This is a genomic window from Streptomyces sp. NPDC046831 (genome assembly GCF_040645305.1).
GTDB lineage: Bacteria > Actinomycetota > Actinomycetes > Streptomycetales > Streptomycetaceae > Streptomyces.
This window is the reverse complement of record NZ_JBEYXZ010000026.1, coordinates 66,626-91,902: the sequence shown is the minus strand read 5'-3', so window position 1 is coordinate 91,902 and position 25,277 is coordinate 66,626. Positions and strand designations below refer to the sequence as shown.

Genomic DNA, 25,277 nt, shown 5'->3' with positions numbered 1-25,277 from the left:
TGGCCCGAGCCCGGCCGGTGACGGCCGGGGCCCGGGCGCCTCGTGAACGGGCCCCGCGGCGCGGTGCGTTGCCCTGCTCAACCGATCACCGCCGCCCGCACGCACAGCACGTCCGGCAGGTGGGAGGCGAGCTGCTGCCAGCTGTCGCCGTCGTCCGCCGACGCGTACACCTCGCCGTTGCGGTTGCCGAAGTACACGCCCGCCGGGTCGGCGTCGTCGGTGCACAGCGCGTCCCGCAGCACGGTGCCGTAGTGGTCCTCCTGCGGCAGGCCGGCCGCGAGCGGCTCCCAGCTCTTGCCGGCGTCCGCCGTCCGGAAGACCCGGCACCGGTGTCCCGCGGGCACCCGGTCGGCGTCGGCGTTGATCGGGAAGACGTACGCCGTGTCGCCGCGGTGCGGGTGGGCGGCCACCGCGAAGCCGAACGTCGACGGCAGGCCCTCGCCGATGTCGGTCCAGTGCGCCCCCGCGTCGTCGCTGCGGTACACGCCCCAGTGATTCTGCAGGTACAGCCGGTCGGGGTTCGCCGCGTCCCGCGCGACCTTGTGCACGCATTGGCCGAACTCGGGCTGGGGATCCGGCAGGAACACGGCGGACACCCCGGAGTTGGAGGGGGTCCAGCTGGCTCCGCCGTCGGAGGTGCGGAACACCCCCGCGGTGGAGACGGCGACCGTGACGGCCCGGGGGTCCCGGTGGTCGGTCAGCACCGTGTGCAGGCCCTCACCGCCGCCGCCGGGCACCCAGGAGGACCGGGTGGGGTGCTCCCACAGCGGCCGGACCAGCTCGAAGCTCTCGCCGCGGTCCTCGGAGCGGTACAGCGCGGCCGGTTCCGTGCCCGCGTAGACCACGTCCGGCTCGGCCGCCGCCGGGTGCAGCTGCCACACCCGCTCCAGCGAGGCGCCCGTGTCCTTGGGGAACCGCACGGCCGGCTGCGCCGGTTCCGTCCAGGTGCGGCCCAGGTCGTCGGAGTGGAAGACGGACGGGCCCCAGTGCGAGCTGTCCCCGCCCGCCAGCAGCCGCGGGGTGGCGCCGCGCGTGTCGAGGGCGACCGAGTAGACCGCCTGGGCGTTGAAGTGGGGACTGTCGTCGAACTTCCACGATCCGCCTCGCCGCCGGCCGATGAACAGGCCTTTTCGTGTGCCCACGGCGAGCAGTACCTCGGTCATGCCGATCACCTCCGCGACGTCTTCGTCGACGTCTTCGTCTCGGACATGGGTCAGTCTGCACCCCGGCACCGACAGTCACCTCCGATACGGCGTCGGTGCAGGCCGGCGCTGTGGTGTCTGGCGCCGCAGGGGGGCGAGTGGCCCGCTCGCGCGCGGGGCGCCGGACACCGCCGCGCGGGGCCGGACGGCCATGGGCCCGCGACGCCGGGGAAGACGACGTGAGCATCGGGGAGGCGTCTCCCGTATGGGAGGGCGGTCCGGCATGTCCGTGCGCTCGTGAGGAAGGTGCCTGCGATGGCGTTCCGTGGTCCGGAGGTGTGGCTGTGGCGGTGGCGCCGCAATCCGCTCAAGCGCCGCGCCGACACGGTCGAGGCGTGGATCGTGCTCGCCGCCTGGATGCTCACCGTTCTCGCCGGGCTGTCGGGCGGTACGGCGACGATGCGGGCGGTGGAACACGAACTGGCCCGCGAGCGTGCCGAATGGCGGCCCACGGCGGCCGTCGTGGAGGCCCCCGGCCCGCCGTCCGCGGACAAGGGCAACGGCCGGGGCTCCGACGCCTCACGGGGCTGGGGCAGGGTGCGCTGGACCGCGGCGGACGGCACCTCGCACACCGGGCAGGTCCCGGTGCGGCCGGGCAGCCCGGCCGGTGCCCGGGTCACCGTCTGGACCGACGCCCGGGGCCGGCTGGTGACCCGGCCGGCCACGGCCGTCCAGGCCCGCACGCGTGCCGCCGTGGTCGGCGCCCTGGTGGGGCTGAGCACCGCGGCCGTCCCCTTCGTCGCCGGCCGCCTGCTGCGCGACCGCCTGGAACGGGGCCGCATGCGGCAGTGGGACGCCGAATGGGCCCGCTTCGGCCCGCGGTGGAGCCGCGAGACCTGGTGACCCGCCCCGGCGTGCCGTCGTGCATGAGCCCCTCGGCCGCTCCTCGGCCCCGCGGGTGACGGCCGGCCGGCCGCCCCGAGGCGTGGGTGACGCCCCGCCCGGCGCGCCGCGCCGGGGGTGCGCCCCGACCGCCGGCGGGCCGTGGGGTTGTGCGCTCCGCCGACCACCCTGCGGCGGGTGACGCCCCGCCGGCCGCGTGCGCTGAGGCTGTGCCTGCCGGTCGCCCCATGGCGCGGCTGACGACGCGCCAGGCGTGCCCATGGCGCTGGTGACGCTCCGCAGGCCCGCACCGGGGCTGCGCCCGGCTGTTGGCCCGCACCGGGGTTGTGCCTGGCTGTTGGCCCGCGCCGGGGTTGTGCCCGGCCGTCGGCCCGCGCGTGCCCGGCCGTCGGCCCGCGCCGGGGCTGCGTGCCCCGCCGGCCGCCGTGCGGAGCGGGTGATGACCGGTCAGCCGTCACACAGCTGACGACCCGCCGGCTGCCTGCACCGGGCTGCGCCCTGTCGCCCGCCCCGTGACGCGCCCGACGACCCGCCGGGCGCGTCGCACTGCGGCCGGCGCCCCGCCGGCGCCCGCCACGCGGTGGCGCCCCGCCAGTCCCGCGGGCGCGCCGAGGCGGGCGTCGGGCGCGGCACCCCGCGCCCGACGTCCGCCGGTCAGGCCGTCGGCAGCGCCCGCTCCAGGATCGCGTCGACGTCGGCTGCCGCGGGCAGCGTGCCGAAGGCGTGACCCCAGTCGCCGCCGAGGCGGGTCCCGCAGAAGGCGTCCGCGACGGCGGACGGGGCGTGGCGGACCAGGAGGGAGCCCTGGAGGGTCAGCGCCATGAGTTCCACCAGGCGGCGCGCGCCCGCCGGTGAGCCCTCGGCCAGGCATCCCTTGAGGCGGGTCACGGCCGCGTCCAGCCGCGCGTCGGCGCCCTGCGCGAGCGCCAGTTCGGCGAAGAGCGCCTCCGCCGTGCCGGGGTCGCGACTCAGGGCCCGCAGCACGTCCAGGGCGTTGACGTTGCCCGAGCCCTCCCAGATCGACAGCAACGGGGCCTCGCGGTAGTGCCGGGGCATGCCCGACTCCTCGACGTAGCCGTTGCCGCCGAGGCACTCCAGGGCCTCCGCGGTGAAGGCCGGCCCCCGCTTGGTGACCCAGTACTTGCCGACGGCCGTGGCGATCCGCCGGAAGGCCGCCTCCGTGCCCGCGTCGTCGTCGCCGCGCACCGCCCGGTCGGCGGCGCCGGCCAGCCGCAGCGTGAGCGTGGTCGCGGCCTCCGACTCCAGGGCGAGGTCGGCCAGCACGTTGCGCATCAGCGGCTGGTCCACCAGCGCGGCGCCGAAGGCCCGGCGATGGCGTACGTGGTGCCCCGCCTCGACGAGGGTCTTGCGCATCAGCGTCGCGGACGACATCACGCAGTCGAGACGCGTGCAGTTGACCATCTCGATGATCGTCTTGACGCCCTGGCCCTCGGGGCCGACCAGCCAGGCCACGGTCCCGTCGAACTCGGGCTCGGACGAGGCGTTGGACCGGTTGCCCAGCTTGTCCTTCAGCCGCTGGATACGGAAGGTGTTGCGGCTGCCGTCGGGCAGCACGCGCGGCACCAGGAAGCAGGACAGCCCGCCGGGGGCCTGCGCGAGCACCAGGAACACGTCGCACATGGGCGCCGACGTGAACCACTTGTGCCCGCGCAGCGTGTACACGCCGGACTCGGCGGTGGGCGCGGCCGTCGTCGTGTTGGTCCGCACGTCGGAGCCGCCCTGCTTCTCGGTCATCCCCATGCCCGCGAGCAGACCCGGCTTCTCGGCCGGCACCCGCAGGCCCGGCTCGTAGACCCGGCTGGTCAGCAACGGCTCGTACACGGCCGCCAGTTCGGGCTGCCTGCGCAGCGCGGGGACGGCCGCGTACGTCATCGACGTCGGGCAGCCGTGACCGGCCTCGGTGTGCCCCCACACCAGCCCGCCCGCGGTGCGCGCGACATGGGCGCCGGGCCGGTCGTCCGCCCACGCTGCGCCGGCCAGCCCCTCGGCGACCGCGACCCGCATCAGGTGGTGCCAGCTGGGGTGGAAGTCGACCTCGTCGACGCGGTTGCCGTACCGGTCGTGGGTGCGCAGCTCCGGCTCGTGCCGGTTGGCCAGTTCGCCCCACTCCTGCGCCTGCGCGCTGCCGGCCCGCAGCCCGAGCCGCCGGACGTCGTCCTCGGCCCATCCGGCGCCCTCGCGGCGCAGGCCCTCCAGCAGGGCCGCGTCCTCGGAGGCGTCGTAGGGGGCCAGGGGAGGGGGCTGGTTGATGACGTCGTGCGTGGCGTACGGCCGCGGCGGCTCCTGCTCCCACGGTCGCTCGGGGCGTGGCCGGTCCCGCCCCTCCTGCGGTGCGTGCCCGTCCTGCTGCGGTGCCTGCCGCTCCTGCGGTGCCTGCTGGTCGTGCGCGAGTGTCGAGGCCATGCGGCGCAGTGTTGCACTTTCCCTGCGGCCGCAGCAATAGTGCAACAACGGGGTGTCCGTACAGTACGTGACCATGAACGTTCCCGGGGAGCCCGTCGCGGTCGGCCTGCGCCCGCTGTCCGCGCGGTCGGTCGTCCTGAGTCTGCTGCTGGGCACGCACCCGCCCGAGCTGCCGGTCAGGGACCTGGTGCGCGCCGTCGAGCCGTTCGGAGTCGGTGGCTCCGCCCTGCGGGCCGCGCTGAGCCGGATGGTGGCCGCGGGGGACCTGCGCCGCTCGGACTCCGTCTACCGGCTCAGCGAGCGGCTGCTGGAGCGGCAGCGGCGCCAGGACGCGGCCGTGCACCCCGAGACCGCACCCTGGAACGGCGAGTGGGAGATGGCCGTCGTGACGGCGACCGGCCGCGGTCCGGCCCAGCGCGCCGATCTGCGGGCCCGGCTCACCGCCCTGCGGCTCGCCGAACTGCGTGAGGGTGTCTGGCTGCGCCCCGCCAACCTGAACCGGCCCTGGCCCGGGGACCTCGACGGAGTGGTTCAGCGCTTCACCGCCCGCCCCGCTGAGCCGGCCCATGACCTGGCCGCGGGCCTGTGGCCGCTTCCCGCGTGGGCGCGCACGGCCCGGGCCCTGCTCGCCCACGTGGCGCGGGCGGAGCGGCCGGCCGACCACTTCACCGCGCTGGCGGCGGTGGTCCGGCACCTGCTGGCCGACCCCGTACTGCCCGACGAGCTCCTGCCCGCCGACTGGCCCGGGACGGCCCTGCGCACCCTCTACACGGACCACCGGCGGCAGTTGACGGAGCGGACCCTGGGGCACGCCGGGCGATGAGGGACGGCCGCCGTCCCGCGGCCCGTCAGGTCCCGTCGGGCGGCCACCCGACGGGACCTGACGAGCGGCCGCCGTCCCTCGGTCGCGTCAGCGGTAGGTGATGTCCGACGCCGCGTACATGCAGTAGGTGCCGTCCGGACCGGTGCCGTGCTGGGTCGGCTCCGCATCCGGTCAACGCCTCGCACAGGCGACATCCGGCCACTCCGCGACCGGGAGCGGCCTGTCCCGCCCCGGCGGGGGAGCGCTGTCCTTCCGCGGGGGTGCGCCCCGGCCGCAGCGGCGTCCATGCGCCCTGAGCGCGCTGTGTCCCCGCGCTCGCCTTTGAGCGTCGGTGTCTCCTCCGGCCCCCCGCCCCCCGCCCTCCCCGACCCTCCGGCCCGGCGGGCACGGCCGCGCCCGGCCCGGAGGGCCGGCCGATCGCCCGCGAGCCCGGATCCGCCGTCGGAAAAGGCCCGCCCGTGGAGACCCCTCTCCGGCCGGGGGCCGCCCCGCCGCGCCGGCCGCGCGGGACGTGTCCGGGTGGCGGGGGCGCGCTCCGTGCCGTTCCCTGGGAGGGATGGGGTGACCGGCGCGGACGTGGGCACCCGGCGGTCGGGAAAGCGATTCCACCGAAGGCGAGGAGCGTCATGGCTGAGCAGAAGTCGTCGGGTCTTGCGGCGCCGCTGCACAGCGCGGCCTCGGTGCTGCGGAAGGTGCCCGGCGCCGGCACGGTGGGCAGGGCCGCGCAGGGAACGCTGGACAAGGTCGGTGCCATGTCACCCCGCGGCCGGCGGCTCGCGGTGTACACGGGCGCGGGAGTGCTGGGCGTCACGGGCGTGGTCGAGTGGCCCGTCGCCGTGACCGGCGCGGCCGTGGCCTGGCTCACCCGGCCCCGGCCCGAGCACACCGGGAACGGCGGGCAGCGGGTACCGGCCCAGGACACCACCGAGGCGCGCCGGATCCCCGTGGAGGACGCCGGCACGGCGAGCCGGGACGCCGGGCCGGACTTGACCGGCGCACCCGCACAGGACGCCACGGGCGCGCCGGCGCAGGACACCACCGGCGCGAGCCGGGACGTCGGAACGGCCACCGCGGCGGAGCACGCGGCCGCGGAACCGGCCGGGACGCACCCGGCGGAGAGGACGGAACCGGGCAGGACGCAGGAGGCGAAGGAGACGGGAACGGCACAGGCGCACGAGACGTCCGCGGAAGGGAAGGGCAGGCCACCGACGAGCAGAGCGTCCACGGGACCGCTCGGCCCGACGGCGCGACCCGGCCGCACCACCCTCTGAGGACGCCCCGTGGTGTCCGGACTGCTCACGGCCCCGGCGGCCGCCGCCCGGCTCCTGCCGGCCGCCCCCCGGCTGCTCGCCCGGGCGGCCGCTCCGGTGGCCGGGGCGGTGGCCGGAGCGGCGGCGGGCACGGCGCGCGCCGGAGTACGCGGCGCGGACAGCGCGGTGCGGGTGGCACGGGTCGCCCGCACCGCGCTCCCCGGTGGGCAGGGCCACTGGCGGTCCGGCGTCCGGGCGCACCTCGCGCTGCGGCCGGCCGACCTGGAACGGGTACGGCACGCGGGGGGCCGGGAACACCTGGCGCGGCGGGTTGCCGCCGCACTCGCCGAGCACCCGGACGTCGTCTTCGCCTACTGGGACGACGGACTCGCCCGACTGATCGTGACGGTGGTCGAGGAGGAGGCCGCCGACCGGGTGGTGGACCACGCGGCCGGCCTCGCCGAACGCGAGGGACTGGTCCTGGCGGGCGGCGTCCCGGAGGAGACCGTCCATCCGGCCGATCCGGCGGGCGTGCGCGCCGCCGCCGCGACGCTCGCCGCCGACGTCTTCGGCATCGCCGTCGCCGTCACCGCGAACAGCCTGCGTCTGCCGCCGTCGCCCCGGATGGTGACCGCGGTCGTGACGCTGCTGCGCGAGAACCCCCGGGTCCGGGCCCGGCTGCGCGCCCGGCTGGGCGACAGCGGGATGGACCTGCTGCTGGCCTGGGCCAACGCGGCCGTGCACGGCGCCGGCCAGAACCCCACCGCGCTGGTGCTGGACGGGGCACTGCGGCTGTGCCGGCTGGTCGAGACGGTGGCCCGCGTGACCGCGTTCGACCGGATGCACGACGAGCTGTGCGCACCCCACCGCCTCAGCGTGGCGGCGGACGACGCGCCCCGCCCGCCCCTGCGCGTCTCCCCGGCCCAGGAGTACGCCACCCACGCCTCCGCCGGCAGCCTGCTGGGCGCGGCGGCGACGCTGCTGGTCAAGCACAACGGGGCCGAGGCGGCCGAAGCGGTGCTCGCCGGCTCGCCGAAGGCCGCGCGGTACGGGCCCGCCGCCTTCCACGCCGTGCTCGGCGCCGGGCTGGCCCAGACCGGCGTGCTGGTGCGGGACCCGGATCGGCTGCGGCAGCTGGAGATGGCGGGCACGGTCGTCCTGCACCCGAGCGCGCTGTGCACCCGCAGCGGTGAGGCGGACCCCTGGACCGAGCCGGTGCTGGACGCCGCACGCCGGGCCGGGCTGCGGGTCGTGGTGGTGGACGACCCGGCCCTGGAGGACTTCACCGCCCTCGCCGACCAGGTGGTGGACGCCCGCCGTCCGCTGGACGACGTGGTCTACGGGCTGCGGGACGAGCCGGGCGCCGTCGTCACGGTCGCCCGGATGCGCTCCGTCGAGGACCAGGAGGTGCTCGCCGGACTGCGCGCCAGTGACGTCGCCGTCGCCCTCACCGACCGGGAGGGCGCCGTGGTGTGGGGCGCCGACATCCTGGCCCTGCACGGCCTGCCCGACGTGTGGCGGCTGCTGGCCGCGGTGCCGGCCGCCCGCGCGATCGGCCACCGCGCCCAGATCCTGGCCCGGTCCGGCGCCGCCCTCTCCGGCCTTCTCGTGGCCGTGGGCGAGGCCGGGGGCGGCCGGGGCCGCCGCGCCATGCTGCCCGGTCTGCGGCACGCACCGGTCGACGCCGCCGCGGCGGCGGCCCTGCTGTCCGGGACACGGGCGGCCCTCGCCGTCGTGCTGGCCCGAGCCCCGCACCCGCACCCGCGGGTGCACTGGCACGAACTGGACGTGGCGGAGGCGCGGGAGCGGCTGGAGCACCTGCCCGCCGCCGAGGATGAGGACACCTTCGTCGGGCAGACCGCAGGGCGCGCGCGCAGGGCGGCCGCGGCCGCCCTGCGGCTGCCCGCCCTGGCGCCGGCGCGATGGACGCTGCAGCTCGGCCGGGCCGTGCGCGACGAACTGGACGACCCTCTCACCCCGGTCCTGGCGGTGGGTTCGGCCGCGTCGGCGATCCTCGGTTCCATGGTGGACGCCCTGCTCGTCGTCGGCGCGCTGGACCTCAACGCGCTGGTCGGCGGCATCCAGCGGCTGCGTGCCGAACGGGCGCTGTCCGGGCTGGTCGCGGGCCAGAAGCAGATGGCGCGGGTCCGGCCCCGCGAGGCGGCGGGGCAGGGCGCGCCCAGGACCGTGGAGGCCGGAGAGCTGCGGCCCGGCGACGTGATCGAGCTCCAGGCGGACGACGTGGTCCCCGCCGACGCCCGCGTGCTGTGGGAGGACGGCCTGGAGGTCGACGAGTCGGCGCTCACCGGGGAGTCCCTGCCGGTGCAGAAGCAGATCGCCCCGACCCCGCACGCCCCGGTCGCCGACCGGCGCTGCATGGTGTTCGAGGGCACGACCGTGGTGGCCGGGCACGCCCGGGCCGTAGTCGTCGACACCGGCGACCGTACCGAGGCCGCCCGGGCCGTCCACCTCGCCGCCCGGACGCCCGCGGCCGCGGGCGTGCAGGCGCGGCTGCAGGAGCTCACCGGCAAGGCGATGCCGCTGACGCTCGCGGGCGGCGCCGCGGTGACGGGGCTGGCGTTGCTGCGTGGCACCCCCATCCACGAGGCGGTCAGCGGGGGCGTGGCCGTCGCGGTGGCCGCCGTGCCCGAGGGCCTGCCGCTGGTGGCGACGGTGGCGCAGCTGGCCGCCGCGCGGCGGCTGAGCCGCGGCGGCGTCCTCGTCCGCACCCCGCGCACCCTCGAGGCGCTGGGCCGGATGGACACCATCTGCTTCGACAAGACCGGCACCCTCACCGAGAACCGGCTGCGCCTGGTGCGGGTGTCCGACGCCGCCGGAACGGTCCGTGGGGTGGGCGACGCCGGCTCCGCGGACACGCTGCGGACGGCGGCCCGGGCCTGCCCGCGGCTGAACGGCTCCTCCGACCGCCCGGTGCACGCCACCGACGAGGCCGTCCTCGACGCGGCCGGCCCCGATCCGGACTGGGTGCAGCTGGAGGGGCTGTCGTTCGAGGCCGCCCGCGGCTACGCCGCCGCCGTCGGCCGGGCCGGGGAAGAACCCGCGGTCCTCGTTATCAAGGGCGCGCCGGAGACCGTCCTGCCCGCCTGCGCGGGCCTCGCCTCCGACGCCCTGGACGCGGCGCACGCGCTGGCCGGCGGCGGGCTGCGGGTCCTGGCGGTGGCCGAGCGACGGCTCGGCAGCGGCGAGAACCCCGCGGACGTGATCGAACAGCCCCTCGGAAGGCTGGAGTTCACCGGCCTGCTGGCCCTGTCGGACGTGCCGCGGGAGACGTCCACGGCCCTCGTCGGCGGCCTGTACGAGGAGGGCGTGCGGCCGGTCATGCTCACCGGCGACCATCCGCAGACCGCCCGGGCCATCGCCACCGAACTGGGCTGGCCCGAGGACACGATCGTGGTCACCGGGGACGAGCTCGCCGCCGCGGACCGGTCGGCCAGGGCCCGGATGCTCCGGGACGCCGGTGTCGTGGCCCGGGTCGCGCCCGAGCAGAAGCTCCAGGTCGTCGAGGCGCTGCGGGACGCCGGCCGGGTGGTCGGCATGGTGGGCGACGGCGCCAACGACGCCGCGGCGATCCGCGCCGCCGACATCGGCGTGGGCATCAGCGCCCGGGGATCGGCGGCCGCGCGCAACGCCGCCGACATCGTGCTGACGGCCGACGACCTGACCGTGCTGATCGACGCGATCGCCGAGGGCCGCGCCCTGTGGCACAGCGTCGCCGACGCCATCGCCATCCTGATCGGCGGCAACGCCGGCGAGGTCGGCTTCGGCATCCTGGGCACCCTGATGTCGGGAACCGCCCCGCTGTCCACCCGTCAGATGCTCCTGGTGAACCTGTTCACGGACCTGTTCCCGGCCATGGCCGTCGCGGTGACGCCGAGGGAGGACACGGAGCAGGCCAGGGCGGGCTCACCCGAGGACGTGGCCGGCGGCGTCCTGGGGGCGCCCCTGATCCAGCAGATCCGGCACCGGGCGCTGACCACCTGCCTGGGCGCCGTCGTGGCCTGGCTGATCGGCCGGTTCACCCCGGGCACCGCCCGCCGCTCCAGCACGATGGCCCTGTGCAGCGTGGTGGGCACCCAGCTCGCCCAGACCCTGCTGGACCGCCGCGGCAGTCCGCTGGTCCGGGTCACGGCCGTGGGTTCCGCCGTCGCGCTGGTCGCCCTGGTCCAGAGCCCGGCGGTCAGCCGCGCCCTGGGCTGCACCCCGCTCGGCCCGGTCGCCTGGGCGGGCGTGACCGTGGCGATCGCCCTGGCCCTGGCCGGCCAGCGGGCCCTGCCCCACCTGGAGGAGACCGTCACCCGGCTGGTGCCGACCGGACGGTCCTGACCCCCGGGAACGCCCCGACGGCCGCCGGTCCGGACCGGGGCCCCGGACGAGGCCGTGACGCGCGGGGCGGGGCGTCCCCGCGATGACCGGGCGGGCGGAACCGTGAGCCCGGTGGTCCGGGAGAGCCGCTGACATGCGGGACGGGCGACAGGCCGTCCCCGGCGTCCGGCCGTCCGGTCCGTCCCGCCGGACGGACCGGACGGCGCGGGTCGGGCGGGGGAGCGTCGCCGCCATCGATCGGGCAGGCGTCCGGCCGGCCGGCCGGACGTGCGGGCCCGGCGGGAGAGCCTCGCCCCCGGCCCGCGACGGACATCCGCCGCGTCCGGCCCGGGACGGACCGGCCCGCGCCGCAGGCTCGGCGCGGGCCGGTGCGGCCTCCGTGCTCAGACGGACCGGTGGTACTGCTGCGGCACGTGCACCGGAGCGCCCAGCTCCCGAGCGGCGCGCTGGGCCCAGGACGGGTTGCGCAGCAGCTCGCGGCCCAGCAGGACCGCGTCCGCCTCGCCGTTGGCGACGATCTTCTCGGCCTGCTCGGCCTCGGTGATGAGGCCGACGGCCGCCACCGGCATCGGCGTCTCCGCCTTCACCCGGGCCGCGAACGGCACCTGGTAGCCGGGGCCGGTCGGGATGCGCACGCCCGAGGCGTTGCCGCCGGTGGAGACGTCGAGCAGGTCGACGCCGTGCGCGTGCAGCTCGGCGGCGAACCGTACCGTGTCGTCGGCCGTCCAGCCCCCGTCCTGAAGCCAGTCGGTGGCCGAGATGCGGAAGAACAGCGGCTTGTCCTGCGGCCAGACCGCCCGCACCGCGTCGACGACCTCGAGCGCGAAGCGGACGCGGTTGTCGTAGGAACCCCCGTAGGCGTCGGTGCGGTGGTTGGAGTGGGGGGAGAGGAACTCGTTGATCAGGTAGCCGTGGGCGCCGTGGATCTCGGCGACCTCGAAGCCGGCGGCCAGGGCGCGCCGCGCCGCGTCCGCGAACTGGGCGACGACCTCCTGGATCTGCTCGGCCGTCAGCTCGTCCGGCACGGGGTGGCGGTCGTCGAAGGCGACCGGGCTCGGGGCCACCGGCTGCCAGCCGTGGGCGTCCGGCCCGACCGGCCCGCCGCCCTTCCACGTGCGGTCGGTCGAGGCCTTGCGGCCGCTGTGGGCGAGCTGCACGCCGGGGACGGTGTCCTGGCTCTTCAGGAAGCGGGTGATCCTGCGGAACGCCTCCACCTGGGTGTCGTTCCAGATGCCGAGGTCGTACGGGGAGATCCGGCCCTCCGGCGACACGGCCGTGGCCTCCACGATGATCAGTCCCGTGCCGCCCGCCGCACGCGCCGCGTAGTGGGCGAAGTGCCAGTCGTTCGGGGCGCCCGTGGACGGGCCCTCGGGGTCGGCCGAGTACTGGCACATAGGAGGCATCCAGACGCGGTTGGGGATCGTCAGCTCACGCAGGGTGTAGGGCTCGAAGAGCGCACTCACGGCGGACTCCATTTCGTCTCGGGACCGATGGCCGACTCGTACGATAGTCCTCGTAGTACGGGACATGTCAAACTACGAGGTCTCTCGTATCATGAGAGCTCTCGTCCGAAGTGGAGCCGCCGTGACCCCCACCGCCCCCGCCACCTCCGTCGGCAGTCGCGCCCTCCCGCACCCGGCCCGTGAGGAGATCCGCCTGGAGGGTGTGCTGCACGCGCTCTCCGACCCGCTGCGGCTGCAGATCGTCCGGGAGCTCGCCGCCGACGGCGACGAGCTCTCCTGTTCGCACTTCTGTCTGCCGGTGACCAAGTCCACGAGCACGCACCACTTCCGGGTGCTGCGCGAGAACGGCGTGGTCCGCCAGGTCTACCGGGGCACGGCCAAGATGAACGGCCTGCGCCGAGACGACCTCGACGACCTCTTCCCCGGGCTGCTGGACAGCGTCCTTGCCGCCGCCGACCGGCAGGCCGCCCGCCCCGGGAACAGCTGAACCATCCCGCGCGGACGGCCGGGGCGGGGGCCGGCGGCCGGGGCGGTCGGGCAGGCACCCACGGGTGAACGGTGGGCGCGCTCGGACCCGCCCACGCGCGTCCGGCCCCGGTCCCGTTAGGAGGCCGCCCCCCGGGCCGCCGTCAGCAGCGACTGCCAGTCCGGCAGTTTGACCGTGCCGCGCCCCAGCGACACGCCGAGCTCCGCCTCGGCCTGCTCGATGGCCTGCCACCCCGCCCACGGCACGGGTTCGATCCCCGCGGCGCGCAGCCGGACGAGCGGGTCGCCGGGCGGCGGCCTGCGGGCCAGGACGGCGGCGTCCGCGAGCAGCGAGGCCACCGTCTCCTTGGCGCACGGGCGGTTGGTGCCGATGACGCCGGTCGGGCCGCGCTTGATCCACCCGGCCACGTACTCGCCGGGTGAGACCACCCCGTCGCGCAGGACCCGGCCCTCCCGGTTCGGCACGGTGCCGGCGGCCGCGTCGAACGGCAGTCCCTCCAGGGGCACCCCGCGGTAGCCCACCGACCTCAGCACCAGCTGGGCCTCGACGTCCTCGTACCGCCCGGTCCCCGACACGCCGCCCCGGCCGTCGGGCGCCGTCCGCTCGAAGCGCACCGCGCCCACGCGTCCGCCGCCGTCGGCAAGCAGTTCCACCGGTCGCAGGTGGAAGCGCAGCCGGATCCGCCGGGCGGCGCCGGTCGGCGGCGTGCCGGCCCAGCCGCGCAGCACCTCCACGTTGCGGCGCTGGGCGGCGGGCAGTCCGGAGGGGTCCGCGTACCCCGGGTCCAGCGCCAGCTCCTGCGGATCCACGACGACGTCGGTGTCCGGCAGGGTGCCCAGCTCCCGCAGCTCCTTGGTGGTGAAGCGGGCCTGCGACGGGCCGCGCCGGCCCACCATCTGGATCTCGGTCACCCGGCTGGCGGCCAGCGCGTCGAGCGCGGCCTGCGGCAGGTCGGTGGGACTCAGGTCCGCGGCGGCGCGGGCCAGCATCCGGGCGACGTCGACCGCCACGTTCCCGACGCCGATCACCACGGCCGCCCGGGCGTCCCGCAGGAAGGCGCCGTCGACGGCGTCGGGGTGCGCGCTGTACCAGGAGACGAACTCGGTGGCCGACCAGCTGCCCGGCAGGTCCTCGCCGTGAATCCCCAGGCGGCGGTCGGTCGCCGCGCCCACGCAGTACACGACCGCGTGGTACAGCTCCCGCAGCCGCGCGGCGGGCAGCCCGCCGGCGCCGCCGACCTGGACGCCGCCGAGAAAGCGGACCCGCTCGTGCTCCAGGACCGCCCGCAGGGTGTTCTGCAGCGACTTGATCTTCTCGTGGTCCGGCGCGACGCCGTAGCGGACCAGGCCGTACGGGCACGGCAGCCGGTCGAGCACGTCGACGCGTACGGAGGAGTCCTGCTGGACGAGGCACTGAGCGGTGTAGCACCCGCTCGGCCCCGAGCCGACGACGGCGACACGCAGCACGGCGGAACTCCTTATCCCAGGGACTCCAGGAGGTCGCTGATGGCTCCAGCATCGCACCGAGCGGCCCGTCGGGGGAGAGCGGCCGCGCGGGAGGTCCGGCCTGTCGCCTGGACGGTCCACCACACCCGCCCGTTCGCCGGTGCCCCGGCCTCGCGGCCCACGCTCGCGGGGCATGCCCGCGGGGCGCGGCCCGTGGCGTCCCGGTCTCGTGCCCCGTGCTCGCGGGCAGGCTCCGCGGTGTCGCGGCCTTGCGGCGCACGCCACGAGCAGGCCCTCCGGTGTCGAGCCTTCGAACGGTCCACGCCGGTGCCCCGGCCTCGCGGCCCACGCTCGCGGGGCATGCCCGCGGGGCGCGGCCCGTGGCGTCCCGGTCTCGCGCCCCGTGCTCGCGGGCATGCCCCGCGGTGTCGCGGCCTTGCGGCGCACGCCACGAGCAGGCCCCCCGGTGTCGAGCCTTCGAACGGTCCACGTCGGCGCCCGGCCTCGCGGCTCCGCGCCCGTGGGCTGGCCGCCTCGCTGCCGTCGGTCCGCGCCCGTGGGCCGGCCACTCCGCTGCTCCGGCCCCGCGCCGGTGCCCAGGCCGCCCCGGTGGCGTGGCTCCGCACACACGTCGCGCCGGTACTGGCCGCCCGCCGGCCCCGGGGCCGACTCGGGGCGGGCCGGCCCCGCTGCCGGACGGCCCCGAGGCACGCCGGCACGAGGCCGGGCAGAAGCCCGCTGGCCTGCGTCACCCACCCGGCCGGGCGGGCCCGCGAGGGGCGGTGACGGGCGGCCTCCCGCGGCCCGTCACAGCATGTCGCGCATCCGTGTGATCTCGCTCGTCTGCTGGGCGACGACGTCGTCGGCCATCTCCTCCACCTGCACGTTGTTGCCGTGCGCCTTGACGTCGGTGGCCATGGTGACGGCGCCCTGGTGGTGGGTGATCATCAGCTTCAGGAAGAGCTCGTCGAACGCCTCGCCCCGGGCGGCGCGGAGCTGGTCCAGCTGCTCCCGGGTCGCCATCCCCGGCATGGCGGCGTGGTCGTGGTCGTGCCCGCCGGCCGCCTCCTCGCCGCCGTGGGTCTTCTGCCAGCTCCGCAGGGCGGCGAGCTCCGGCCCCTGCGCGGCGGCGATCCGCTCGGCGAGCCGCCCGACCTGCGCGGATCCGGCGCGATCGGGGACGAGCCCGGTCATCAGCAGGGCCTGGGAGTGGTGCTCGATCATCATCCGCACGTACGCCTTGTCGGCGGAGTTGGGGGAGTCGTCGTCGGCCCGCTGCCGCTCGGCGTCCTCGGCGGACATGGTCCGGTTGGCCCCGCCGGGTTCGCCGGGCACGATCACCGCGGGACCCTTCGCCGGGGACGACGTGGTGTCGGGTTCCGAGTCGCACCCGCCGAGCGCGAGCACGACGAGGCACAGCGACGCCGTGGCGAGGGACGCGCGCGACGAACGGCGGATGAGCACAACAACCTCCGGATGCTGGGGGGTCGGGGCACCTCGGCGTGCCGGCGAACCTGCCGGCAGGCTTCCGCGCCCTAGGGCGAGAAAACCTTCATGACGAGTGTGTTGCCATCTGTTGATCTGTGCATGATGAAGACGATACTTCGGAGGACCGTGAACCGTTCCCCCACGAACGGCATCCAGGGAGGACCGCAGTGACCCTGTCGAACGATCCCCGAACACGACGCAGACGTCTGGGAGCCGCCACCGCGGCTGCCGGACTCCTGGCCGCCCTGCTGGGCACCGCCCCGGCGGCCGCCATCCCCGATCCCGGGGACAGCCCCGTCACACAGCGGCAAGTGAGCGGCAGCGCACAGGCGGAGGCCAGGAAGGCCATCGGGAGCGGCGAGATACCCGCTCAGGACGAGATCGTCCACTCGGCGAACATCCAGCACGTCGCCAACGTCCCCAAGGACGCCCTGGCCGGCACCAACTCGGACCTGGCCTTCCAGGGCCACTACGCCTTCGCCGGCAACTACGACGGCTTCCGCATCTTCGACATCAGCAACCCCAGGGCGCCGAAGACGGTCGCCCAGGTGCTGTGCCCGGGCTCCCAGAACGACGTCAGCGTCTCCGGCGACCTGCTGTTCCTGTCCACCGACTCCTCGCGCAGCGACAGCAGTTGCAACAGCACCACGCAGCCCGCGACCGAGAAGTCGTCGTGGGAGGGCATGAAGGTCTTCGACATCAGCGACAAGCGGAACCCGAAGTACGTCGCCGCGGTCGAGACCGCCTGCGGTTCGCACACCCACACGCTGGTGCCCGAGCGCAGGAACGTCTACCTCTACGTCTCCTCCTACTCGCCGAGCGCCACCTACCCCGACTGCCAGCCGCCGCACGACGGCATCTCGGTCATCAAGGTGCCGCGCGACGCCCCCGAGAAGGCGGCCGTGGTCAACTTCCCCGTCCTCTTCCCCGGTGAGGGCCCGGACGGCGGCGGCAACCCCGGCGCGCCCACCAACCCCGGCGTCTCCAAGACCACCGGCTGCCACGACATCACGGTCCTGCCCTCCGAGGACCTGGCCGCGGGCGCCTGCATGGGCGACGGCATCCTGTTCTCCATCAAGGACCCCGCGCACCCGAAGGTGATCGACCGCGTCCAGGACAACGTCAACTTCGCCTTCTGGCACTCGGCCACCTTCAACCAGACGGCGAAGAAGGTCGTGTTCACCGACGAGCTGGGCGGCGGCGGAGCCGCCACCTGCAACGAGGCGGTCGGCCCGAACCGGGGCGCCGACGGCATCTACGACATCGTCGGCAAGGGCGACCACCGCAAGCTGGTCTTCCGCGGCTACTACAAGATCCCGCGTCACCAGGCGGACACCGAGAACTGCGTGGCCCACAACGGCTCGCTGATCCCCGTAGAGGGCCGGGACCTCATGGTCCAGGCCTGGTACCAGGGCGGCGTCTCCGTCTGGGAGTTCACCGACTCGGCGCACCCGAAGGAGATCGCCTACTTCGAGCGCGGCCCGCTGACCACCGACGTGCTCAAGGTCGGCGGCTCCTGGTCGGCGTACTACTACAACGGCTACATCTACTCGAACGACATCGCCAAGGGCTTCGACGTCCTGAAGATCCGCGACCGCCGCACGGACCAGGCCCAGCGCGTGCGCATGGGCGAGCTCAACGTGCAGACGCAGCCGGACTACTTCGACCGGCGCTCCGGGCGCTGACCGGTAGCGAAGAAGCGCGACAGATCCGCGTCGCAGCTCCCGCCGGGCGCCTCGGCGTCCGGCGGGAGCCCCATGTCCCAGTCGAGCCGGTAGCGCTTGAACAGCTCCGCGCGCAGCACCGGCACCGCCATCGGCACCCCCGGCACCAGTGCCGCGTAGACCGCGCCCATCAGCAGGGCGCGCATCATCGGGTAGTCGGTGTCCACGTCACACGAGCCGTGCCGGGCCACGGTGTCCCGCAGCAGGTGGGACAGGCGCTGCTGCTCCGGGCACTGCACGAACCCCTCGGCCTCGAGGATGCCCGCCATGTGCTGACGCATGAGCACCGGCCAGTCCCTGGCCAGGCCCAGGATCGCGTCGATGGCCCGCGCCATCCGCTCCCGGCCGTCGTCGGTGCGCGGCTCGCCCTCCAGCGCCTCCTCCAGCGTCCGGTGCATCAGCCGGTGCACCGCGGACTGGACCAGCCGGCGCTTGCCGGGGAAGTAGTACGACACCAGGCCGCGCGCCGTCCCCGCCCGGTCGGCGATGTCGCCGAGCGTCGTCGCCCCGTACCCGCGCTCGCCCACCAGCTCCACCGCGGCCTGCAGCAGCCGCTCCCGCGAACGCCGCCGCAACTCTTCATTGACCGAGGCGCTGCGCGGGGACATCCTGTAACTCCTGCGTTGACTGGCTGCCAGCCAACTATACTCAACGCAGTCCTGACCGGCCCCTGCGCGGGCCGGTCGGCTTGCCGTCCCGCCTCGGGCGACGCGGGGGATCGTCCGGGGCGGGCGCTTTTCGCCCCGATGGTGTACTGAGGCAACTTTTCGGCCGGTCCCTCGCGGGCGTTCGTTCCTCGTTCCTCCGTCCTTCCACCTGCCGCCTCGTCGCCCGTCCGCCGGGCCCGGCGGCTGCCGGTGCCGACGCCGTGTGTGCCTCCGTACGGCGGGCCGCGCGCCCAGCACGGCTGTCTCCGCGCCGCCCTCACCGCACCTGTCGCACAGCGCCTGAAGCGTCCTTAGAGTGGGCTCGGGTGCCCAGCCGAGGAGGCGTACGGAATGGCACAGAAGGAACAGGACCAGCGCATCCTGGCCCGGATCACGGAGATGGTCGAGGACGAGCGCAGGCTGCGCGCCGCCCTGGCGTCCGGACAGATCGACGGCTCCACGGAACAGCGGCAGCTGGGAGAGCTGGAGCGCGAACTCGACCGGTGCTGGGACCTGCTGCGGCAGCGCCGCGCCAAGGAGCAGTACGGGGAGAACCCCGACGACGCCCAGGCCCGGCCGTCGTCGCAGGTGGAGGGCTATCTGGAGTGACCTCGACGCGTCGCGGCCGCCCCGGGTGACACCCGGCGCGGAACCGTCGGCCCGGTCGGCGGGGCGGGGGCGAGCACCGGTCGCGGTGCGTCCGGCCGCCCGGCCACCGGCAGGCGGTCCGCATGCGCGCCCCGCGTCCCCGGGCCGCCGCACCGCCGTCGGCGCACCGGTCGCCCCCGCCGTCAGCGCGTCCCCGGGTCGCCGCCGAGCGCACCGCACGGGGTGGCGAAGCAGCCGTGCGTCGAGTCGGGCCGGTTGTCAGGAGCCGAGCGGGGGCGGAGCGCCCGCGAACCGGAACGGACCGACGGCCGGCCGGACTCCGTTCCGGTCACCCGTCCACGACCGTGTTCGGCGGGCCGCCGGTCGTCCCCCGCGCCGTCCGGACAGAGCCGGTCATGCCCCGCGCCGTCCGTACACAGCCGTCGCCAGCCACACCGCCCACGCCCCCAGCAGCCAGCCGCCGAGGACGTCCGAGGGCCAGTGCACGCCCAGCCAGATCCGGGTCAGGCCGACACCCACGACGGACAGCACGCCCACGGCCAGGGCGACGCGCCACAGGGCGCGGCCGGGGCCGTGGCGGTGCAGCAGCCACAGCAGCAGGCCGCACACCACGGTGGCGGTCATGGCGTGGCCCGAGGGGAAGGCCGCGTAATGGGCGGAGTCGACGGGATCGGCGAAGACGGGCCGGGGCCGGTCGACGGCCGCTTTCAGCCCTTGTTGCAGCAGCGTTGCCAGCGCGGTCGCGGCCACCAGCCACAGTGCGGTCCGCCATGCCGACCGGCGCCACACCAGCCACACCGCCACCGCGGCGCACAGCAGGCGCATGGTCAGCGGGTCCCACACCCAGTCCGTGAGGATGCGGAACACCTGGGTGACGCCGCTCTCGGCGACCGCCCACCGGTGCGTGGTGCGGGAGACCCCGCCGTCGAAGGCCATCAGGGGATGCCACCGCAGCGCGACCAGGGCGATCAGCAGCGCCGAGCACGCTCCCAGCACCAGGGGGGCGCGCACGCGGACGCGGTGGGCCGGCGGGCGGGGCGGTGAGGCGACGGGCGGCGGACGCATGGTGCGATCCTCGCCGACCCGCGGGCCCGAAGGCCAAGTCCCGAGGCCGGTTCGTCGGGGCCGCGGTCCGGGGCCGGCTCGGCCGGCCGGGTGCGGACCGCGGACCCGGCCCGGCGGAGGCGCAGCCCGGGCCGGCCCCCAGGTGACGGAGGGCGTGCAGCCCCGGTACGAGCGGCGAGGGACCGCAGACCAGGCCGCCCGGTGCCCGTCCGCCGCCCTCACATCGTCAGCAGCATCGCCACCGTCCCCATCCCCATCGACAACCGGCACGCGTGCGCCAGTTCGGGGCGGTCGCCCCATCCCGCCGCGCCCCCGCCCGCCGTACCGGCCGCTCCCGCCGCCGTGGCCGCGGGCACCAGCCGGACTCCGGACAGCAGCACGTAGGCGGTGAAGTACAGCAGCAGGGCACCGGTGAGCAGGGGCACCTCCGGACCGCCGTGGCCGTGGCCCTGGTCGTGTCCGGGCGCCGGCGCGGCCGCCATCACGACCGCCATGTAGACCATGGCCGACACGCCGACCAGGTGGTGCAGATGGTGCGGGCTGCGCCGCGCCGCCCACAGAGCGTGCACCCCGGCCGCCCCGAAGACCGCCGCGCACGCCGGCCAGGTCCAGACCGGCGGGCTGAACACCGCCGTCGGCACGGCCATGCCGGCCATGCCGAACCCCATCAGCGCCTCGCCGCCCGCGGCGCGGCGCTGTTCCTCCACGGTGCTGCGCATCCGCAGCAGACAGTAGGCGCCGGTCGCCGCGCACAGCGCGACCAGCAGCCAGCCTGCCGAAGCCGGTCCGTGCACGCCCACCTCCCCGCTCGGCGGTCTCCCGGCCGCGGCCCGGCGATCCCGGCCGCCGCCAGGTGGTCGGTCCAAGAGATGCCCGCGGCACGCGGTGCGCACGCGAGCGCACAGGCGTACACGGGGTGCACTCGGCGGAGCGCGGCGTCGCGGGCGGCACGGCGCACATATTTTACTAGTAAAACACCTGTTAAGCTTGTGCGTATGAGCAGTGAGTCCCCCACCCCCACCCAGCGAGTCCGCCGCCTCCGGCGGCTGCCGCTCACCGGCGTCCTGCGCCTCGGCCGCCCGCCGGAGATCTGGTTCAAGCCGGCCCTCAGCGTCGTCGCCTCGGTGGCCCCGCCCAACCTCACGCTGCTCGCGCTCGGCCGCCTCGACCTGGCCATGTACACGATGGCCGGCTCCCTGTGCGCCCTGTACGCCCACAACCGCCCCTACGCCGCCCGCGCCCGCGCCCTGGCCTGGGTGGTGCTCGGCATGCTCGCCGGTCTCGCTATCGCCCTGGTCGCCGCGTCCCTGACCACCGACCCGGTGGTCCTGGTCACCGTCGGCGCCCTGATGGCCGCCGCGCAGAAGGTGATGTGCGACGCCACCCGCATCGGCCCGCCCGGCAACGTCATCCTCGCCTTCGTCGCCACCGCCGCCCTCTTCGCCCCGCAGACCCTCGGGCAGGTCCCCGGCCACATGGCGCTCGCGGCGGCGGCCGGAGGCTGGGCGTGGCTGGTCGGCATGGCGCCCGCGCTGCTGCGGCCCCACGGCCCGGAGCGCCGTGCCACCGCCCAGGCGCTCAACGCGGCCGCCGTGTACGCCGCCGCGCACGGCACCGACGGCGACGACGCCCGGGCCCGCGCCGGCGCGGCCGCCGCCGTGCAGGCCGCCTGGCAGGCCCTGCTGTCCACCGGCGCCCGCGCCACGCACCGGCGCGCCCTGGAGCGGCTCCTCGTCCGTGCGGAGGTCGCGCTCGCCGCACCCGCCGACACGGACCCCGAGCGGCTGCGGGCCTGGGCCCGCGACCTGCGCGGCTCCGGACCCGTCCCCGCGGCCGGCGAGTCGCAGGAGGCCGCCGACGAGCTCCTCGGCGTGGACGCCGAGGCCGCCGCGCCCCACCGGCCGTGGTGGCGCCGGCTCGGCCCGCTCGCCCCGATCGCCGGCCGGACCGCCCTCGGCTGCGCGCTCGCCGGCTACGTCTCGCTCGCCCTCGGTGTCGGCCGCCCGTACTGGGCCCTGGTCACCGCCGCCTCCCTCTACCAGGTGAACCTCACCCTCACCTGGAGCCGGGCCGTCCAGCGCGTCGTCGGCAACCTCGTCGGCGTGCTCGTGTTCGCCGCGATCGCCCCGCTCGCCCACGCCAGCGCCGTGGCGCTCGTGCTGATCTGCCTCGCGTGCAACTTCGGCGCCGAGGCGCTGATCGGCCGCAACTACTGGCTCGGCACCATCTGCGTGACCCCGATGGCGCTGCTCATCACGGAGTTCGCCGGCCTGCACGAGCCGGGCGAACTGATCACCGAGCGGGTCCTGGACACCCTCGTCGGCGCCCTGGTCGGCCTCGTCGCCGCCGTCGCCGTCACCAACCGGCGCGCCGCCGACCGCCTCGAGCAGGCGCTGGCCGCCGTGGAACGGGCCCGCGAGCGCGCCGCCCGCCTGCTCGCCGAGCAGGCTCCCGCGCCCGCCGCGCTGGAGTCCGCCCGCCGCGGCCTGGCCGCGGCGCTGATCGACCTGCGTGCCACCGCCGACGCCGCGGCCGGCGAGTGGTGGCAGCGCGCCCTGCCGCAGGAGCGGGTGGTGCTCACCGAGCAGGCCGGACACCGTACGCTCGCCGCGACGGTACGACGCCGGGGCCCGCACGCTCCGGCGGCCGGCGACAGCAGGGAGGACGTGCGGCCATGACGGCGATCGGACAGCCGGCCGGCGGGGGAGCGCCGGCCGTCGGCGGGGCGCACGGACGGCCGGAGGGCGCGGCGCCGGCGCGGACGGTGCCCTCCGCCGCGCTCCCGGACGACACCGTCGCCGCCGTCGTCCGCCAGTGGCGGGCCGTCCACCCGGACCTGGACACCGGCCCCATGGAGATCATCGGCCGCATCAACCGCTGCTCCGCGCTGCTCCAGCAGGCCGAGGACGCGCCGCTGCGCCGGGCGGGACTCAGCCGGCCCGAGTTCGACCTGCTCGGAGCGCTGCGGCGCACCGGGCACGAGCTCACGCCGAGCGAGCTGGCGCGCGAGACCTTCTCCTCGGGCGCCGCCGTGACCAAGCGCCTGAAGCAGCTGACCGAACGCGGCCTGGTGGACCGGCGGGGCGACACGCGCGACCGCCGCGTCGCCCACGTCCGCCTCACGGACGCCGGGCGCGACCTCGTCGACGGCATCCTGCCCGAACAGCTCGCCTACGAAAGGGCCGTCCTGTCCGGCCTGGACACCGGCGGGCACGACTCACTGGCTGCCCTTCTGGGCGAACTGCTGGGCCGCCTGGAGGGCCGCCTGGGCATGCCGCGAGGGTGAGGCCCGTTTATTCGGAGCCGGGCGACGGCGGACTCCGGCGCTCCCTGTCCTCAGCGCTCCCTGGGCGCCTGGTAGACGCCGAACGGGGCGCCCTGGGGGTCGCGCAGCACCGCGATGCGCGGACCGTCGCGGACGTCCGTCGGCTCCACCAGGGCCTTGCCGCCCTCGCGCAGGGCCTTCTCCGCCGACGCGTCCACGTCCGACACCGCGAAGTACGGCAGCCAGTGCGGCGGCACGTCCGCGGGGAAGCGGTCGTCCATGGTCGTGACGCCGCCGAAGTCCTCGCCCTGCACCCTCCACTGCGTGTACCACTGGGAGGAGTTGACGCTCCAGCCGAACGCCTGCGTGTAGAAGTCGCGGGCCCTGCCGACGTCGCGCGTCGCGAGCTCGACCCAGCCCAGCGCACCGGGCGAGTTGAACAGGCCTGCGCCGCAGAAGGCCCGGGACTGCCACATCTGGAAGGCCGCGCCGCACGGGTCCAGCGCCACGACCTGACGGCCCTCGTCGAGCACGTCCAGCGGGCCGGTGATCACCGTGCCGCCCGCCTCCGCGATGTTGTTGGCCGCCTCGTCCGCGTCCTCGACGGCGAACGACACGCTCCAGGCGACCGGCTGGGAGGGCTGGCGCAGCGGGCGCAGCGCGGCCACCGTCGTGTCCTTCACGTAGGCGATGGTGTATCCGTGCATCTCCGGCCGGGGATCGACCCGCAACAGCCAGCCGAACAGGTCCGTGTAGAACCGCTTGGAGGCCTCCAGGTCGTTGGTCCCCAGCTCCGCCCAGCAGGGCCCCCCGGTCACCGGCTTGTCGAACTTCATGGCATCCTCCGGGCAGAGTGCTCTCACCAGAACGCTAGCCCCGGCCCATGGCTGCGGCCATCCGGAGCCGTACGGACCGGGTACCGCCCGGCCCCGGCCCCGCTCGCGGACGCCCGCGCAGGCCGGCCGGGGCCCGGACCCGACGCGCGTACCGCCACGGCTGCGGCGGTCCGGGGCGCATCGCGGCGGAGCGTGCCACCGGGCGGCGGCACCACGGCGGCCTCCCGCGGCCACCGCCCTCCTTCCGGACCCGCGCAGACGTTGCGTCATCCCGGTGACGTCCGCGCCGGCCGGGACGGCGCAGGCTTTCCTCCCGCTCAGATACCGGCCCGGAACCTCAGGGGGTGGTCCGCCGGCACCTCCACGAGCACGACCGGCGTGCCGTCCGGGTCCTCGATCCACAGCTCGATCAGACCCCACGGCTCCCGCACCGGCGGGCGCACGATCGCCACGCCCCTGGCGCGCAGCTCGTCGTGGGCCGCGGCCGCGTCCTCGACCTGGAGCCACAGCCGCGCGGCCGGCGGCGAGGCGGCCTCGGAGCGGCCCGACACCTCCAGGAACCCGCCGCCGAGGAAGTAGACGGTGCCGCGCTCCGGACCCGTGCCGAACTCGCGGTAGACGGCGAGGCCCAGCTGCTCGCCGTAGAAGGCGCGGGAGCGCTCGGGGTCCGTGGGGCGCAGCAGGATCCGGCTGCTGAGTACGTGCACCATGCGGCGGAGCCTAGCGGCAGCGCTACGCTCGTCCCTGCTCAGCCGCGCACGAGAACCGAAAGGCACGCCGCCATGGACACCTCCGCCTCCGACCCGACCTTCCGCGACGCCACCGACGCCGACGTCGACGCCCTGGTGGCCCTGATCGAGTCGGCGTACCGCGGGGACGCCAGCCGGGCCGGGTGGACCACCGAGGCGGACATCCTCCAGGGGCAGCGCACCGACGTCGAGGGCGTGCTCGCCGTGATCAAGTCGCCGGACAGCCGGCTGCTGACCGTCGAGAGCGACGGCCGCGTGATCGCCTGCTGCCAGCTGGAGCACCGCGGCGACCACGCCTACTTCGGCATGTTCGCCGTCAGCCCGGCGCTGCAGGGCACGGGTCTCGGCAAGCTGATCCTCGCGGAGGCGGAGCGCCGGGCCCGCGAGAACTGGGGCGTGCGGGAGATGCGCATGACCGTGATCTCCGTGCGCGAGGACCTGATCGCCTGGTACGAGCGCCGCGGCTACCGCCGGACCGGGCGGATGGCGCCGTTCCCGTACGGCGACGAGCGCTTCGGCATCCCCCAGCGCGACGACCTGGAGTTCGAACTGCTCGTCAAGGAACTCGGCTGACGTCCCGCACCGGAGGGGTCCCGGCCGGCGTCCCGCACCC

The 25,277-nt window shown here is 75.9% G+C and carries 20 protein-coding genes; 10 read left to right on the top strand and 10 right to left on the bottom strand.

Annotated elements, in window-relative coordinates:
• Window positions 1-77: 77 nt before the first annotated feature.
• Entirely contained in the window at window positions 78-1,163 is a 1,086-nt protein-coding gene (locus ABZ920_RS21805; RefSeq protein WP_361507379.1) for an exo-alpha-sialidase, read from the bottom strand.
• A 294-nt stretch (window positions 1,164-1,457) separates the two neighbouring features.
• On the opposite strand from ABZ920_RS21805, the gene ABZ920_RS21800 reads away from it, so the two are divergent.
• Window positions 1,458-2,045 carry a hypothetical protein gene (locus ABZ920_RS21800; RefSeq protein WP_361507376.1) on the top strand — a complete coding sequence of 196 codons (588 nt, stop codon included), beginning with the start codon at window positions 1,458-1,460 and terminating at the stop codon, window positions 2,043-2,045.
• Window positions 2,046-2,699: 654 nt separating this feature from the next.
• Here ABZ920_RS21800 and ABZ920_RS21795 read toward each other — a convergent pair.
• A complete protein-coding gene (locus ABZ920_RS21795) occupies window positions 2,700-4,469 on the bottom strand; it encodes an acyl-CoA dehydrogenase family protein (RefSeq protein ID WP_361507373.1) in 1,770 nt (589 codons plus the stop codon).
• 73 nt (window positions 4,470-4,542) lie between these two features.
• Here ABZ920_RS21795 and ABZ920_RS21790 point away from each other — a divergent pair, with 73 nt between their 5' ends.
• The 3 genes from ABZ920_RS21790 (at window position 4,543) to ABZ920_RS21780 (ending at window position 10,886) form a co-directional block, all read left to right on the top strand.
• Window positions 4,543-5,292 (top strand): PaaX family transcriptional regulator C-terminal domain-containing protein, encoded by a 750-nt coding sequence (locus ABZ920_RS21790; protein WP_361507370.1) that lies wholly within the window; start codon window positions 4,543-4,545, stop codon window positions 5,290-5,292.
• Window positions 5,293-5,918: 626 nt separating this feature from the next.
• Window positions 5,919-6,563, top strand: coding sequence for a hypothetical protein (locus tag ABZ920_RS21785; RefSeq protein ID WP_361507367.1), 645 nt, complete (start codon window positions 5,919-5,921; stop codon window positions 6,561-6,563).
• 12 nt (window positions 6,564-6,575) lie between these two features.
• Window positions 6,576-10,886 (top strand): cation-translocating P-type ATPase, encoded by a 4,311-nt coding sequence (locus tag ABZ920_RS21780; protein WP_361507364.1) that lies wholly within the window; start codon window positions 6,576-6,578, stop codon window positions 10,884-10,886.
• Window positions 10,887-11,269: 383 nt separating this feature from the next.
• Here the strand turns inward: ABZ920_RS21780 and ABZ920_RS21775 are convergent, their stop codons facing one another.
• The gene (locus tag ABZ920_RS21775) at window positions 11,270-12,349 is read right to left on the bottom strand and encodes an NADH:flavin oxidoreductase/NADH oxidase (RefSeq protein ID WP_361507361.1); all 1,080 of its coding nucleotides are present in this window, start codon (window positions 12,347-12,349) and stop codon (window positions 11,270-11,272) included.
• Window positions 12,350-12,470: 121 nt separating this feature from the next.
• Here ABZ920_RS21775 and ABZ920_RS21770 point away from each other — a divergent pair, with 121 nt between their 5' ends.
• On the top strand, window positions 12,471-12,836 hold the full coding sequence (locus ABZ920_RS21770; RefSeq protein WP_361507358.1) for a helix-turn-helix transcriptional regulator: 366 nt from the start codon (window positions 12,471-12,473) through the stop codon (window positions 12,834-12,836).
• 116 nt (window positions 12,837-12,952) lie between these two features.
• Here ABZ920_RS21770 and ABZ920_RS21765 read toward each other — a convergent pair whose 3' ends face one another.
• Window positions 12,953-14,302, bottom strand: a complete 1,350-nt coding sequence (locus ABZ920_RS21765) for an FAD-dependent oxidoreductase (RefSeq protein WP_361507355.1) — start codon at window positions 14,300-14,302, stop codon at window positions 12,953-12,955.
• 786 nt (window positions 14,303-15,088) lie between these two features.
• Window positions 15,089-15,745 carry a DUF305 domain-containing protein gene (locus ABZ920_RS21760; RefSeq protein ID WP_361507352.1) on the bottom strand — a complete coding sequence of 219 codons (657 nt, stop codon included), beginning with the start codon at window positions 15,743-15,745 and terminating at the stop codon, window positions 15,089-15,091.
• Between the two features lie 191 nt (window positions 15,746-15,936).
• Here ABZ920_RS21760 and ABZ920_RS21755 point away from each other — a divergent pair, with 191 nt between their 5' ends.
• On the top strand, window positions 15,937-17,454 hold the full coding sequence (locus ABZ920_RS21755; RefSeq protein WP_361507350.1) for a hypothetical protein: 1,518 nt from the start codon (window positions 15,937-15,939) through the stop codon (window positions 17,452-17,454).
• On the opposite strand, the gene ABZ920_RS21750 is transcribed toward ABZ920_RS21755, so the two are convergent.
• The gene (locus ABZ920_RS21750) at window positions 17,427-18,101 is read right to left on the bottom strand and encodes a helix-turn-helix domain-containing protein (RefSeq protein WP_361507347.1); all 675 of its coding nucleotides are present in this window, start codon (window positions 18,099-18,101) and stop codon (window positions 17,427-17,429) included. The genes ABZ920_RS21755 and ABZ920_RS21750 overlap by 28 nt on opposite strands.
• Window positions 18,102-18,491: 390 nt before the next feature.
• Here ABZ920_RS21750 and ABZ920_RS21745 point away from each other — a divergent pair, with 390 nt between their 5' ends.
• The gene (locus ABZ920_RS21745) at window positions 18,492-18,749 is read left to right on the top strand and encodes a DUF2630 family protein (protein ID WP_361507344.1); all 258 of its coding nucleotides are present in this window, start codon (window positions 18,492-18,494) and stop codon (window positions 18,747-18,749) included.
• Between the two features lie 393 nt (window positions 18,750-19,142).
• On the opposite strand, the gene ABZ920_RS21740 is transcribed toward ABZ920_RS21745, so the two are convergent.
• Together ABZ920_RS21740 and ABZ920_RS21735 are read right to left on the bottom strand one after the other, a co-directional pair.
• Complete coding sequence (locus ABZ920_RS21740) at window positions 19,143-19,814, bottom strand: phosphatase PAP2 family protein (RefSeq protein ID WP_361507341.1); 672 nt, start codon at window positions 19,812-19,814, stop codon at window positions 19,143-19,145.
• A gap of 218 nt (window positions 19,815-20,032) precedes the next feature.
• Entirely contained in the window at window positions 20,033-20,608 is a 576-nt protein-coding gene (locus ABZ920_RS21735; protein WP_361507339.1) for a DUF5134 domain-containing protein, read from the bottom strand.
• Window positions 20,609-20,809: 201 nt separating this feature from the next.
• On the opposite strand from ABZ920_RS21735, the gene ABZ920_RS21730 reads away from it, so the two are divergent.
• Window positions 20,810-22,492 (top strand): FUSC family protein, encoded by a 1,683-nt coding sequence (locus ABZ920_RS21730; protein ID WP_361507336.1) that lies wholly within the window; start codon window positions 20,810-20,812, stop codon window positions 22,490-22,492.
• Complete coding sequence (locus tag ABZ920_RS21725) at window positions 22,489-23,100, top strand: MarR family transcriptional regulator (RefSeq protein ID WP_361507333.1); 612 nt, start codon at window positions 22,489-22,491, stop codon at window positions 23,098-23,100. The genes ABZ920_RS21730 and ABZ920_RS21725 overlap by 4 nt, the downstream gene beginning before the upstream one ends.
• A gap of 50 nt (window positions 23,101-23,150) precedes the next feature.
• On the opposite strand, the gene ABZ920_RS21720 is transcribed toward ABZ920_RS21725, so the two are convergent.
• Both ABZ920_RS21720 and ABZ920_RS21715 read right to left on the bottom strand, forming a co-directional pair.
• Complete coding sequence (locus ABZ920_RS21720) at window positions 23,151-23,915, bottom strand: VOC family protein (RefSeq protein WP_361507330.1); 765 nt, start codon at window positions 23,913-23,915, stop codon at window positions 23,151-23,153.
• Between the two features lie 317 nt (window positions 23,916-24,232).
• A complete protein-coding gene (locus ABZ920_RS21715; protein ID WP_361507328.1) occupies window positions 24,233-24,625 on the bottom strand; it encodes a VOC family protein in 393 nt (130 codons plus the stop codon).
• Between the two features lie 72 nt (window positions 24,626-24,697).
• Between ABZ920_RS21715 and ABZ920_RS21710 the strand changes: the two genes are divergently transcribed.
• Window positions 24,698-25,237: a GNAT family N-acetyltransferase gene (locus ABZ920_RS21710; RefSeq protein ID WP_361507325.1), complete on the top strand. Its 540-nt coding sequence runs from the start codon at window positions 24,698-24,700 to the stop codon at window positions 25,235-25,237.
• The last annotated feature ends 40 nt before the right edge of the window (window positions 25,238-25,277 follow it).